This is a genomic window from Desulfonema magnum (assembly GCF_017377395.1).
GTDB lineage: Bacteria > Desulfobacterota > Desulfobacteria > Desulfobacterales > 4be13 > Desulfonema_C > Desulfonema_C magnum.
The window spans coordinates 2,507,480-2,521,772 of record NZ_CP061800.1; the positions used below are offsets into that span (position 1 = coordinate 2,507,480).

A 14,293-nucleotide genomic window follows, 5' to 3' on the forward strand; every position below is an offset into this window, starting at 1 on the left:
CTCCGGATCCGTTCGGAACTGCCTTATCCGGAGTGCGAAAAATGCTTTTTCGCATGCGCAAAAATAGAATTTTTGCACTCCGGACCCGTTCGGAACTGCCTTATCCGGAGTGCGGAAAATGCTTTTTCGCATGCGCAAAAATAGAATTTTTGCACTCCGGCCCCGTTCGGGACTGCCTTATCCGAAGTGCGAAAAATGCTTTTTCGCATGCGCAAAAATAGAATTTTTGCACTCCGGCCCCGTTCGGAACTGGCTTATCCGGAGTGCGAAAAATGCTTTTTCGCATGCGCAAAAATAGAATTTTTGCACTCCGGCCCCGTTCGGAACTGCCTTATCCGGAGTGCGAAAAATGCTTTTTCGCATGCGCAAAAATAGAATTTTTGCACTCCGGATCCGTTCGGAACTGCCTTATCCGGAGTGCGAAAAATGCTTTTTCGCATGCGCAAAAATAGAATTTTTGCACTCCGGATCCGTTCGGAACTGGCTTATCCGGAGTGCGGAAAATGCTTTTTCGCATGCGCAAAAATAGAATTTTTGCACTCCGGATCCGTTCGGAACTGCCTTATCCGGAGTGCGGAAAATGCTTTTTCGCATGCGCAAAAATAGAATTTTTGCACTCCGGATCCGTTCGGGACTGCCTTATCCGGAGTGCGGAAAATGCTTTTTCGCATGCGCAAAAATAGAATTTTTGCACTCCGGATCCGTTCGGAACTGCCTTATCCGGAGTGCGAAAAATGCTTTTTCGCATGCGCAAAAATAGAATTTTTGCACTCCGGATCCGTTCGGAACTGCCTTATCCGGAGTGCGAAAAATGCTTTTTCGCATGCGCAAAAATAGAATTTTTGCACTCCGGATCCGTTCGGAACTGCCTTATCCGGAGTGCGAAAAATGCTTTTTCGCAGGCGCAAAAATAGAATTTTTGCACTCCGGATCCGTTCGGAACTGCCTTATCCGGAGTGCGAAAAATGCTTTTTCGCATGCGCAAAAATAGAATTTTTGCACTCCGGCCCCGTTCGGAACTGCCTTATCCGGAGTGCGGAAAATGCTTTTTCGCATGCGCAAAAATAGAATTTTTGCACTCCGGCCCCGTTCGGAACTGCCTTATCCGGAGTGCGAAAAATGCTTTTTCGCATGCGCAAAAATAGAATTTTTGCACTCCGGATCCGTTCGGGACTGGCTTATCCGGAGTGCGGAAAATGCTTTTTCGCATGCGCAAAAATAGAATTTTTGCACTCCGGATCCGTTCGGAACTGCCTTATCCGGAGTGCGGAAAATGCTTTTTCGCATGCGCAAAAATAGAATTTTTGCACTCCGGCCCCGTTCGGAACTGGCTTATCCGGAGTGCGAAAAATGCTTTTTCGCATGCGCAAAAATAGAATTTTTGCACTCCGGATCCGTTCGGAACTGCCTTATCCGGAGTGCGGAAAATGCTTTTTCGCAGGCGCAAAAATAGAATTTTTGCACTCCGGATCCGTTCGGAACTGCCTTATCCGGAGTGCGAAAAATGCTTTTTCGCATGCGCAAAAATAGAATTTTTGCACTCCGGATCCGTTCGGAACTGCCTTATCCGGAGTGCGAAAAATGCTTTTTCGCATGCGCAAAAATAGAATTTTTGCACTCCGGATCCGTTCGGGACTGCCTTATCCGGAGTGCGGAAAATGCTTTTTCGCATGCGCAAAAATAGAATTTTTGCACTCCGGATCCGTTCGGAACTGCCTTATCCGGAGTGCGGAAAATGCTTTTTCGCATGCGCAAAAATAGAATTTTTGCACTCCGGCCCCGTTCGGAACTGCCTTATCCGGAGTGCGAAAAATGCTTTTTCGCATGCGCAAAAATAGAATTTTTGCACTCCGGATCCGTTCGGAACTGCCTTATCCGGAGTGCGAAAAATGCTTTTTCGCATGCGCAAAAATAGAATTTTTGCACTCCGGATCCGTTCGGAACTGCCTTATCCGGAGTGCGGAAAATGCTTTTTCGCATGCGCAAAAATAGAATTTTTGCACTCCGGCCCCGTTCGGAACTGCCTTATCCGGAGTGCGAAAAATGCTTTTTCGCATGCGCAAAAATAGAATTTTTGCACTCCGGATCCGTTCGGAACTGCCTTATCCGGAGTGCGGAAAATGCTTTTTCGCATGCGCAAAAATAGAATTTTTGCACTCCGGCCCCGTTCGGGACTGCCTTATCCGGAGTGCGAAAAATGCTTTTTCGCATGCGCAAAAATAGAATTTTTGCACTCCGGCCCCGTTCGGAACTGCCTTATCCGGAGTGCGAAAAATGCTTTTTCGCAGGCGCACCTCCGGGATTGAAATTATTCCAAAAGATTTGAAATAAAACAGCCTCCTCCGTCCCCGCCATCATCTGATGCCGCATCTTTTGCAGGATTAATTTTAACTGTCACTGATGCTGTGTTTGAATCAGCCTTCCCGTCACTTGCTTTATAAATGAAATTATCGCTGACAGCATTACCGCCGTCATGCGAATAAGTAAATGAGCCATCAGCGTTTAAGGTCAGACTTCCGTGAGAAACATCGTTAATCAGAAATGCTGTAAGCGTATCACTATCCGCATCTGTGTCGTTTCCGAGTATCCCGGGAGCATTTTCGCTGATTTCATCACCTTGGCTGACCGTGTAAATATCATCAAAAGCCTCTGGTGTGTCATTGGATTTGGGAACATAGGTATAAATAAAATCAAGAAACGCTGTTATTCGGGTATAAACCCCGTAAAAATCCGGTTGTGCGCAACCCTCGCCCCAACTCACGATTCCCGCCAGCTTCCAAGTATCTCCGTCCGGCACAACAAGAGGCCCCCCGCTGTCATTTCGGCAGGCGTCTGTTCCGCCCTCACTGCGACCCGCACACATCATATACTCAGTAATGGGATCATCATAATACAGCTTCTGATTGTAGCTTTTATTGCAGATGTCATTGGAAATAATGCAAACTGATGCCTGACGGAGCTTTTCAGGAAAGATATCATTACGCGCCGAAGTCGTTCCCCACCCGATAACAGCAGCTTCCTTTCCATCGAGAACCGCATTGCCCGCCACCGGCCGTATTGTCGGATAAGAGACAGTTTCTTCCAATTCCAAAAGGGCAATATCCGCATTCCAGTTATTTTTCTTGTCATAACACGGATGGGAAATGATTCTTTTCACTTTTATCCATTCTCCGATGTCATTTTTAAGATCATGGACGCCCAGCACCACTTCAATATCCTCAGGCTCCAAAGCGTCCCCATGGATATCCTCTGCACAATGCGCTGCCGTGACAACCCAGTTGGAATGGACAAGCGACCCCGCGCACATCAGACTATCATAAAGCGATCCCTTGTCAGGATAAACCAACGCGGTTATCCACGGCCAGGCTCCTTGTTCCGATTCATAACCACCGACGATCCTTGAAGATGCTTTTCGGGACGCGTCCTGTTTTACACTTTTATTCATATCCGCATAGCCCGATCCTGTGGCTAAAAACATCAAAAATACAATAAAATAAAGCTGTTTCATAAAAAGAAATCCTTGTCCCCTTTGTTCTTGCGATAAGCCGTTAAATGTTTTTTTTGATAAAATCAGAGAGGTTACATTCTGTGATATCCCAAAAAGCTGATCAAAATGCAGGCTCAGACTGAATTTATTGAAATTTTACCGTGAAAAATACATTTTGAAAACCCGGTTTTTTATCTGAAAATATTTTTATAACCGGGGGTAAAAAACCCGGGTTTTTCATGAGCGTTTATTTTAAGCTTCAAGTACCTAACCATAAGTTTTCGATATTTGCCCGGGAAAGAAACCCGGGGTTTTCCCCGGAATGATTTGATGCCGCGGAATGAAAAACCCCGGTTTCTCCGCGGTTCACGGAAAAAAAGATGATAACTCGATGGTCAAATTTTTTTCTGTCATTCCGTCTGGCTAAGACTTTGAAAGCAGGAATGTAGATATAGCCATTTGCTTCTGTTACAAATACGGCCTTATACTCAGCAGATCGGAAAAGTTTTCAGGCCCTCTCGGGGCGGACAGGCCGAACAGGGAAGAAACCCGGGATTTTCCGGCGGAGGGGGACACTTTGTCCGGGGAAAACCCCGGGTTTCTTTTGTCGTCAATAAGCTTCTCAGTCGTCCTGACAAATGCGATAATATCCTCAGTCTCACTGATTACGCTTTTTGAAAACAGTCTTTGTAACACATATTTCTGATTATAACGGATTTTGGGGATGCCTGGGAATATGACATCGGATAAGGGGATGAAACGGATATATCAGGCCGATCCCGGAATCCGTTGTCATGTCGGATAAGAGGATGAAACAGATATATCAGGCTGATCTTGGAATATCCGGTCAATCCCGGAATCCGTTGTCATATTGACCGGCCTCCCCAAAATCCGTTACAATCAGACATATTTATTATATACCAGGATAAAATTAAAGGTTTCAGCGCAGACAATCGCAGAGATGTGTAGCGGACACGTCTTTGTCATGTAAGACCTGAGGCAGCAGATCAAACAGTGATTATTATTATTATTATGTCTGTTTTTTCAGATAAAAAAATCATACTGTTTTCTCCAATAGTATTACTTCTTCAGATTTCAAAACCTTGTCAATATCAAGCAGAATCTTTACCCCTCCCTCCATTTTTGCCATGCCGAGGATGTAGTTCGTATCCACCTGTGTGCCGAAAGCCGGTGTATCTTCAATCTGTTCGGCTTTGATATTTAAAACTTCTGAAACAGTATCCACGACAATGCCGATCATAACTTTTCCTGTTTCCCCCGCAATTTCCACCACGATGATGCAAGTCCGGTCGGTGTAATCAATTGCATCCATGCCGAATCTCAGCCTGAGGTCCATTACCGGAATCACTTTGCCCCTCAGATTAATAACCCCTTTCACAAAGTCCGGAGTTTGCGGAACAGCCGTCACCGGCATCATTCCGATAATCTCTTTAATTTTTAATATACCAATGCCATATTCCTCATCTGCCAGGGTGAAGGTCAGATACTTCCCTCCCATTTCATCCATTGCTTTTATCGCCTGATCCATTTTTTCAGCCAACTTTGCCATTACCTTATTCCTCCTTTGTTATATTAGTATCGAAGATATCTTATTTGTTGACTTTTATCTGTAACACAACAATATCGTTCGGCATGATTTTTGCATAGCCGGACGGAAATGCCCGGCATTTCCGCATTTTGGAGAAATTGTTTCCGAAAAACGCCCGGCGGACATTTCGGGATTTCAGTTTTCCGGATATATGAATTCAGTTAGTTACAAATGTATGCAAAAATCGTGCCGAACGGTATTGGTAACACAACCAAATAAATGCTGACGGGCTACTGAAATGTAAGACATTTTTTTAAATTGTTTCTTAGGGCAATTTGAAAAATTGTCGGTAGTGTTCCAAAACTGGAGCTAAAATTTTTAACCATTTGAATCAATTTAGGAAATATCGGCTCATGTCCAGTTTTGGAACACCACCAAATTGTCCTGTATGCTTTTGGATTTTCCGAATTTCTTCCACCCCTCATATTTAATGCGGTGAGGCACTGGGCGATGTTCAAGTCTTTTTGTCATTCCGTTCGATGACTTGACAACACTCGCCGAAGTCTGAGTTCACGCCGAAGCCTGCGAAAGCATGAATGACAAGCTTTTTGTTCGAATCGGGTCAAAAAAATTTGGCCATCGAGTATATAGGAAGTCATAAAAAATATTTTAATAATTAAAATAAGTTCAGATAAAAAAGAAATTTTCACGGCAGAAGAATTGGAAATCCCTTTTTCTGATTGTAACGGATTTTGGGGAGGCCCGGGGTTTTTTCCGCGGTATCGGGCAATATGACAGCGGACAGGAGGATGAGACGGATGTCCCGGCCCGGAATATCCGGTAAATCCTTAAATCCGATGTCATATTCGCGGGCCTCCCCCGAATCCGTTATAATCAGCCTTTTTTTATTGGAGATTCTTATACTCAGTAGATCGAAAAGTTTCCGGACTGTGTGCGGTATGACAGAGAAACCCGGCTTTTTTTCCCGGACAGAAGACTCCCCCCGCCGGAAAAAGCCGGGTTTCTCCCCATATGCATCAGGCTAAGATTACAACCTACTGTTTTTATTAACTCTGATTTTGCCGGACGGGGTTTGCAACCCCGTCCGGAATATTTTCCGGATCGCCGCCCGCAAACGTTTCGGACGGGGTTGCAAACCCCGTCCGGCAGCCGTCCCGCATTCTTAGCCTGATGCATATGGGGTTTCTCCCCATATGCATCAGGCTAAGATCATAACTCATTGTTTTTATTAACTCGTGATCTGCCGGACGGGGTTTGCAACCCCGTCCGAAATATTTTCCGACCCCCGAAAACAAACGTTTCGGACGGGGTTGCAAACCCCGTCCGGCAGTCTTAGCCTGATGCATATGGGGTTTCTCCCCCGTTTGCCGTGTCTGTCCCGCGACAGCCCGAAAACTTTTCGATCTACTGATACTCGGTGATCAGGTTTTTTCGGCCTGTAGGATTTGCTGATAATTTTTACTGATGATAACGGATTTTAAACAGAGATTTTCCGGCCTGCCTGTTTATCTCTTTCTTAACTGTAACAAAACCCGCGTCATTTTTTCAATATCAGAAAGTGTTTTCAGTGCGCTTTTAAAGTTAAACCTGTTTATCTGATTTTCCAACTGTATTATTATTTCCTGTTCAATCCCCAAATCATCTAAATGCGCTTTCATTGAATTCAAATAGGACTCGGCTTTCGGATTGTTTTTCAGCAGCATCTGGGAAAGTTCAACGAGCAAAGGCAGAATTTCAACTTTTGAATTATCAGAAAATTGGGGTTTGCTGAACTCAGGCTCAAAAAATTCAGTTTTCCCATCTTCTGCTTCGGATTTTTTTACAGAATCCAAAATCTCTGTCAGAGTGTATTCGAAATCTTCCAATAACCCATTCAACGCTTTTGTTGTTTTTCTTTGTTTTATTCCTGATTCAAGTTGTATGGCTGCCATATACAGCGCCTGGGCTGAAAGATTCCCGGCCACGCCTTTTATAGCATGGGTTAATTCCTGGGCAAGCCTGATATCTCCCTTTTTCAGGGCTGCTCTGATGTTATCCGGTGTATTTTTATAATCTCTTGAAAATTCACTTAAAAGTTTCTTGAAAAGTTTTTTGTTTCCCATAAACCGCTTCAAAGCGGACTCTGTATCAATTCCGGAAAGTTTGGCCGTGGCCGGAAGTTGGGAAGCAGCCGAAGCCTGCTGTGTTTCGGGTTCTGGTTGCTGAATAAGCGGATTTCCGGCTTTCGGTTTTATCCATTTCGCCAGCACAGAATATAACTCTTCAGTGTTTATGGGTTTGGCCACATAGTCATCCATGCCGGATGCGATACATTTTTTCTGATCACCTTTCATAACATGGGCAGTCATGGCAATAATGGGAATTCTGCAAATTGAAAACTGGGAATGTTTTTGTTCAATGTTCAACCGGGGATATTTATGCGACAATGCGTTTTCCCAGTTCCGGATAATCCGTGTGGCTTCAAATCCGTCTATTTCCGGCATTTGCACATCCATCAGCACAGCATCATAGGGACATTCTTCCGGCATGCCCCTGCATATAAATTGAATCGCCTGCTTCCCATTGCCGGCAACCTCCGAACTTACTCCGGCGATGCGAAGCACCTCCGTTGCCACCTGTTGGTTGATGATATTATCCTCAACCAGAAGAACATTTGCCCCTCTGATTTTCTCTGTCACCGCATTTTGTTTTTTTGCAGTTTCTTCGTGTTCGGATTCCCTCGGAGATTCCTGTCCGAAAACTTCCATGATGATATCAAACAACAAGGAAGGCTTCACCGGTTTTACGAGAAAAGAATTTACTTTTGGGATCCCCCCGGCTTGGTCTGCTGAACCCTCCTCACCGAAATTGGTTGTTATGATAACCGGTATTCTGGTTAATTTCAAATCTTCTCTGATTTTTTTTGCGATTTCGGTTCCGTCCGAATCCGGCATCCTCTGATCAACAATAACCAGATCATATGAATTTGTATCTGTTTCTGCCAGTATTTCTAACACTTGTTGTCCGAAACTGGCGAGGGTCACATCAAACGTGAAAGATTTCAGAATGTTTTCCAAAACCTTCAGAGATGCCTCTTTTCCGTCCGCCACCAGTGCCTTCATTCCCTGAAGATCCGCAGGAAGCTTGTGTCTTTTTTCTTTGTGTCCCCTCTGCCGGGCCAGGCTTGCCGTAAAATAAAAAGTGCTTCCCAGATCCGGTTCACTTTCCGCCCATGCCTCGCCGTTCATCATTTCCGCCAGTTGCTTACAAATGGCCAGTCCGAGCCCCGTACCGCCGAATTTCCGGGTGATGGAACTGTCTGCCTGGGTAAAAGAGGTAAACAATCTCGGCAAAATTTCCCGTGATATGCCGATGCCTGTATCGCTGACAGCAGTCCTGAGCGTGGCCCGTTCGGCATTTTTCTCCACCAGACTTACGCTGACAATGATCTCTCCCTTGTCTGTAAATTTAATTGCATTGTTCACTAAATTAATGAGAATCTGCCCAAATCGCAATGGATCGCCGACCAGCGCACAAGGCACATCGTCGTCAATTAAAATAACCAGTTCGATTCCGCTTTCAGAAACTTTCTCGGAAAACATATCTGCCAAATTGTCTGTAACATCATGTAACTGAAAATCAACAGACTCCAAATGCAGTTTGCCTGCTTCAATTTTAGAAATATCCAGGATATCATTGATCAGCACAAGCAGCGAATGGGCGGAAGTTCGTACCGTGTTCAGATAATTACGCGTCTTGGGGGATATCTCATTTCTGAGTGCCAGGTTGGTCATGTTAATAATGGCGTTCATGGGGGTTCTGATCTCATGGCTCATATTGGCGAGAAAATCGCCCTTGGCCCGGTTGGCTGTTTCAGCGTCTTTCCTGGCCGTCTCAACTTCCATGAGGGCTTTGTTCAGTCTGATATTTTTATGCCCGAGTTCTCTTGTCCTTTCAGCAACTTTCTGTTCAAGTGTCTTACTGTATTCCTCCAGTTTTTCATAAGACCTCTTCAGGTCTTTGCTCATTTCAATAAATGCTGTCCCGAGTACGCCCACTTCATCTTTTGAACGGACCCGAATATTCGAAGATACGGAAAAGTCACCTTTTGAAAGCTTTCTGGCTGAATGTGTGAGAAGAATAAGAGGTTTTAAAACACTTGCGGACAGGATAAAAACAATAACAAAACAGACTGCCATAAATCCCAGTGAGGTCAGTGTGGATTTATACACTATTTTTTTTATTTCCTGCTGAATCTGTGATCTGGAGGTTTCAATTTCTTTGTCAAGGTGCTTCAGGCTGCAGATCAGTCTTAACACCCCCCAGGGTTTGGTGCTGATTTGAACTGGCTTTACAATTTCAATGACGGATTCATTTCCCTCTCTGAACTCTGTTATTACAATTCTTTTCCTGTCTATCGCCTGAATATCTCTTTCAGTCAGCTTATTCAGAGCCGGATCGGATATCAGTGTATGAATAAGCACAACACCGAACGTATCCATCAGGACGGCGTACTTGATTTCCTCGTTGTTTTCAACCCTGTCTCTGACTGATTTCATGGCACCGGAAAAATTAAAACTCGCGATGTCGTTTTCCACCTGTCGCACAAGATCAGCAATTAAGCTCTTTCCGCGTTCAATTAAATTTTCCTTTATCAGTGATATTCTTTTATTCAGTTCATCCTCCAACATCTCCTTTTGTGATGATATCTGAGTATATGTCAGAATTGCCACCAAACAGGCCATCAGAACCATCATAATAGCAATCAGCTTCCATTTAATACTGCGTTTGACAGAAATCTTATCTTCTGACGCATTATCTGACATTTATCAAACTTCCTAAGTGCTTAAAGGACTCGAAAAAAACGTACTATTCAGGCTGTGATACAGGCAGAATGCAAAAAAAACTGTTCCCTTTCTCTGTTTCGCTTTTATACGCCTCATCTGAAAATTTTCCGGGAACGATATCCGCGTCCATTTTCTTTCTGGTTGCAACATTAGTCAGAACAACAGGCTCTGTCCGAATCTGTTTCAGTTCTTTTTCAACGTTCATCTCAGCATCTTCCCTGCTGACACCAGAGCATGCTGAGAAATTGCATAATTCGCATTGATGAGAGTGATAAAGAAAAATGTTAAAATATGAATTCCCATCTTCCTGTTTTTCATGATTGCCTCTCTTTTTTTCACTATCTGAATTTTGTGTGGTCATATCAATTATGAAATTTGATCCGTCCTGTTCTTCCTGAGAACGGTCACGACCCGATGGCCACGAGGAAACATTATAAAGCAGAACAGGAAGATATGAAAAAGAAGTTAAAAATGTTTACTTGTTGTCAGGCAGAGTCTGGAAACTCCTGTCCGGGAACTCTTTCTCCTACAGGAAAGGCGGTGTGAAATCTGGTTTGGCTTATGTTCGGAACGTCCGGGCAGAGTCTCGCTGTACAGGTTCCCGGACAGGCCCTGGGAACCAGTGACCCTGCTTATCAGGTTTTTAATTTTATTCAATAACCTGGTTAACCGATCCCAGTGCATCTTCGCTGTATTGCAGACCATATTCCTTTACCTTCTTCAGATTCAGAATAATGTGTGATCCTGCGGGAAATTGTACTTTTTCGGCTGGTTTTCTGCCGGACAGTAACTCCTCGGCTATGCCCGCGGCCTGTCGGCCAATGGTGGGATTATCTGCTGAAACAACCAAAATTGCGCCGTATTTTGCAAAAACACCGTGATAGGAAAAAACAGGTGTTTTTTTTGTATCGCATTGTTTTAATATTTTAAAAAGATTTTTTTTATCAGACATGACCATCGGATCAGATATGAGCCAAAATGCCTGGATATCAGGCAGCAGCTTTTGCAGTTTGGTAACAGCGTCATTGCCATCGGAAACCGCATGACCGATAATTTCAACATTCATCTCTTTGGCCGCTTCCACGGTTTTCTTAAACCACTCTCCGGTGTACTGTCGGCTATACAGCACCCCGAGTTTCTGAATCTTCGGGAAGATATAGCGAAACAGCATGAGCTGCATTCCGGTATGAAGTTCATTGGACACGCCATAGGTTCTTTCGGTGACAGGCAAACGAAGCCAGTTGATAACCGAGGAAAAAATAACAGGCTTCTCATCCGCGTACTTGTTCGCAATAAGATACGCTTTGGTTCCGATACAATAAACAACGCAATAATCTTTATCATCCAATAACGCGTCAATCTCGGAAATGGTCCGTCTCCTATCCTCCAGCCGGATTTCCGTAACAGGGATCGGATAAGAAATGGCCTTATGGAATTCCTCCTGTACTTCTCTGTATTTTTCAACCGAAGCATCAGAATTGATCACCATAATTTTTCTTTTATCATCCGCAGATAGCAGGCCAGGCAAAAGAAGAAACAAAAACAGAAGGCACAATAGTTTTTTTGATATGATTTTAATCATTCTCTCCGTTATATTCATTGTTTCATTGTTATAGCTGTTCACTTTGATTATCCCTCCAATTTCGACTCATCTGACGGATCAAATTTTTGCCAGCCATCCAACCCGATCATTTTTATTTTATTCCTTCCATCCGGGTCCCCGGACATATTTTGAATAATCCGCAGAATACTTTCAGCGTCCTTTGTAAAACTTTCAGGCGTGGCTAATATTAAAAGCAAAGATTCTCTGCCTTCGGAAAGAATTGTCATTTTCCGATAAAGCACAGGGTTTACTTTTTTTAATTTTTCAAGAGAATTTCTTGTTGTCAAAGCACACTGTGACATCCCGAAACCTACGGACATCAGGGCATCAATATCTTTGGGCACAGTCAGTATTTTTGCCTTGTCTGCCGCGCCTTTTTCCCTGAACATCTCTCTGAGTACGCTTTTGGTATGCTGAATGCTGGTGGCGGACGCTATGCGCCCTGTTTTTGATGACTCCGGATTAACGGATTTGTCCTTGCCCACCAAAATTCTTTTCTGATGGGTTTTGCCGTTCCGCACGCCCACCAAAACCGGTCTGAGAGAATAGGTCTTGTATATATTTCTGTAATGCCAGCTGGATAGCAGCAAAAGACATTTTTTCTTGTCTCTGACATGCATTTCAAAAGCCTTTCTGTCACTGAAAGGCTGAAATTCATAAGGGTGCGGCTCTTTTAGGTCGACTTCCCTTCCACAAATTCCTTTGATGACAATTCGTCCAGAATGGCCGGGTCGGAATACTTTGAATAATGGTTTCTGTCAAATTCCTGAAGCTCATAAAATTTCCAATAATCATCAAAATCACCGCTTGATCTCAGTGATCGAAGCTTCAGCACCGCCTCCGCACCTTCCAGACTCCACCGGGCTCCGGTGATATCCATCCTGTCCCTGATCAGATGCCGGCAGGCGCCTTCGATCACACCTGTGGCAATCGGCAATCCCTCTCCGAGATACTCATTGTAACGCAGATACGGCGAATTTTTGAGAAGATAGTCGGCGCACACATCGACAGGTTTTCTCGAACTCCGTCTTATCTTCAGAAGGGTGGCGGACCTTCTCATCCCCCCGGCAACAAGACTGGCTCTGCCCCGCAATATTCCCAGAAGACGTTCTGAGACCCATTTTTCGGATGTCCTGCTTGCCTCATCATGAAAAACCCTCGCAGCTTTCCACAAATACTCGATGACGTGAATGATGTCCAGTATCACCACGGCGCTCACCGAAAATTTTTCGATCTGCCTGTTGACACTTTTCAACTGATGAGGATCCCCATCAACCAGACACACCCACTTTTTGCTGTTTGACGGGTCTCTTCTCAGAGCCTCCTCGAAAATCTCACGAATGACATCCTCCCGACTTTTCTCCAGACTTGCCCACACCCTCTTTGCCACGGGGCGGGGCCTTCCTTTTTTTTCCGATTCCGATTCCGGTGCGAATTCTCCTGCCACAGATTCGGGGGAGCGTACAAATCTCTCCATATGATAAACTGACGCGACAGTTGCCATGCGCTTACGATTTTTCTTTTCTCCCTTGGAGATTCTCTTATTCAGCTTTCTTCGGGCATTTTCAGCCTTTTTCCTTGTCTCCTCCCTCAGATCCTCCTTCCTGACAACTATTCCCTTGCCATCCGTTGTCAGAATCAGCAAAGGCAGTTTTTCCGCCTCCCCGGGCAGGAGGCTGCAAGTCTGCTCATAATACTCGTCAAAACACCGCACCGCCTTCCGGGACAGGTGTTCCGCCTGTCTTTTATGCATTCTCACTCCGGTCTGCCGTCTGATCGAATCTGTCGCTTCCGAAAAAGAACTTTTCGAGACTTCCAGGGCAAGTGCCTTTCTGATTCCGTAAGAATGGATGCCTTCGGGAAGATTCAGGACAGCATCCAGGGGAAACAGACTGCTCTTCCCGGGACGCGAATAACCTGTGCGTTTTATTCTCACCTTCCCGAACACTGTCATCACTGTCCTTTCCCGCAATATCTTATGAGTTCGTTCAATGCCATCGGAACCGGTCACGGATTTCCATACGTCATCTCCGCAAGCCCGGATTCTCAGATGATCTTCCATGAGTCTTCGCATCAGTTCGCGGCCTTCGCCGGACAAAAGATTTTCCAAATCACTGTGAGTCATAGAATGACTTTCAGGCAACTCCAGATGGCCGATGAGTTCCAGATATTTCTCTGTCGAGGCGGCGAAGGCAACTTCTGTTGTTGACAAGGACGACAATTATGATTTTCTTTCCTGTTTGCCATTTATCAGCATTTCCCTCATATGACTGTCCACTTTTCATACATAGCAAATAATACATAAAAAATCAAGGATAAAAATTTGTATCATTTATATATGATTGAATTTTCCACTCGACCTAAAAGAGCCGCACCCAATTCATAATTACCGAAACTGGAAAGATAGCTGTCGAATTCTATTTTCAGGGATTTGAAATTGTTAATATTGCTTTCGGAGCTGTAAAAATAAATAGTTGTCTTATTTGCTCCTGCGAATACCGCGGCCGTCACCCAGAATAGCAGGACACAGAAAAAAACAAGCGTCGGAACCCAGATACGCTTTACAGCTTTACGCCTTTGTATCTCATAAAATTTCATTCGTTGATGTAAATTGCTTGTCATGCTTACTATCCCTCAGCATATTGGCAGGTGATTACAATTCATGCCCTGCCGGATTGAGAAAATGCAAGGTCAGGCACCCTGGCGCATATATTTCGATACGCAGTGAGTCAGTTTTCTGAAATGTTGTAAACTTCGGAAGTGGCTGAATATCGAAAACTGTTTGTCCGGGTACTTAACACAAATGC

At 44.4% G+C, this 14,293-nt stretch carries 8 protein-coding genes; all 8 read right to left on the reverse strand.

Annotation, left to right across the window (positions count from 1 at the left end; translation table 11 throughout):
* Positions 1–2,308: 2,308 nt before the first annotated feature.
* The 8 genes from dnm_RS10105 to dnm_RS10140 all read right to left on the reverse strand — a co-directional run bounded on the left by dnm_RS10105 (position 2,309) and on the right by dnm_RS10140 (position 14,108).
* Entirely contained in the window at positions 2,309–3,508 is a 1,200-nt protein-coding gene (locus dnm_RS10105) for a DUF1986 domain-containing protein (RefSeq protein WP_207682532.1), read from the reverse strand.
* Positions 3,509–4,544: 1,036 nt separating this feature from the next.
* Positions 4,545–5,057 carry a chemotaxis protein CheW gene (locus dnm_RS10110; protein ID WP_207682533.1) on the reverse strand — a complete coding sequence of 171 codons (513 nt, stop codon included), beginning with the start codon at positions 5,055–5,057 and terminating at the stop codon, positions 4,545–4,547.
* Between the two features lie 1,505 nt (positions 5,058–6,562).
* Positions 6,563–9,862, reverse strand: a complete 3,300-nt coding sequence (locus dnm_RS10115; RefSeq protein ID WP_207682534.1) for a hybrid sensor histidine kinase/response regulator — start codon at positions 9,860–9,862, stop codon at positions 6,563–6,565.
* A gap of 43 nt (positions 9,863–9,905) precedes the next feature.
* The gene (locus dnm_RS10120; RefSeq protein ID WP_207682535.1) at positions 9,906–10,088 is read right to left on the reverse strand and encodes a hypothetical protein; all 183 of its coding nucleotides are present in this window, start codon (positions 10,086–10,088) and stop codon (positions 9,906–9,908) included.
* Positions 10,089–10,532: 444 nt separating this feature from the next.
* Positions 10,533–11,465 (reverse strand): ABC transporter substrate-binding protein, encoded by a 933-nt coding sequence (locus tag dnm_RS10125; protein ID WP_207682536.1) that lies wholly within the window; start codon positions 11,463–11,465, stop codon positions 10,533–10,535.
* A gap of 47 nt (positions 11,466–11,512) precedes the next feature.
* Positions 11,513–12,076 carry a hypothetical protein gene (locus dnm_RS10130; RefSeq protein WP_207682537.1) on the reverse strand — a complete coding sequence of 188 codons (564 nt, stop codon included), beginning with the start codon at positions 12,074–12,076 and terminating at the stop codon, positions 11,513–11,515.
* An 83-nt stretch (positions 12,077–12,159) separates the two neighbouring features.
* The gene (locus dnm_RS10135; protein WP_207679586.1) at positions 12,160–13,707 is read right to left on the reverse strand and encodes an ISKra4 family transposase; all 1,548 of its coding nucleotides are present in this window, start codon (positions 13,705–13,707) and stop codon (positions 12,160–12,162) included.
* Positions 13,708–13,814: 107 nt separating this feature from the next.
* On the reverse strand, positions 13,815–14,108 hold the full coding sequence (locus tag dnm_RS10140; protein ID WP_207682538.1) for a hypothetical protein: 294 nt from the start codon (positions 14,106–14,108) through the stop codon (positions 13,815–13,817).
* Positions 14,109–14,293: the final 185 nt, after the last annotated feature.

Bases quoted from the DNA above. Each gene is read 5' to 3' on its own strand.
- dnm_RS10105 (WP_207682532.1), bottom strand. From the start codon at position 3,508: ATGAAACAGCTTTATTTTATTGTATTTTTGATGTTTTTAGCCACAGGA.
- dnm_RS10110 (WP_207682533.1), bottom strand. From the start codon at position 5,057: ATGGCAAAGTTGGCTGAAAAAATGGATCAGGCGATAAAAGCAATGGAT.
- dnm_RS10115 (WP_207682534.1), bottom strand. From the start codon at position 9,862: ATGTCAGATAATGCGTCAGAAGATAAGATTTCTGTCAAACGCAGTATT.
- dnm_RS10120 (WP_207682535.1), bottom strand. From the start codon at position 10,088: ATGAACGTTGAAAAAGAACTGAAACAGATTCGGACAGAGCCTGTTGTT.
- dnm_RS10125 (WP_207682536.1), bottom strand. From the start codon at position 11,465: ATGATTAAAATCATATCAAAAAAACTATTGTGCCTTCTGTTTTTGTTT.
- dnm_RS10140 (WP_207682538.1), bottom strand. From the start codon at position 14,108: ATGACAAGCAATTTACATCAACGAATGAAATTTTATGAGATACAAAGG.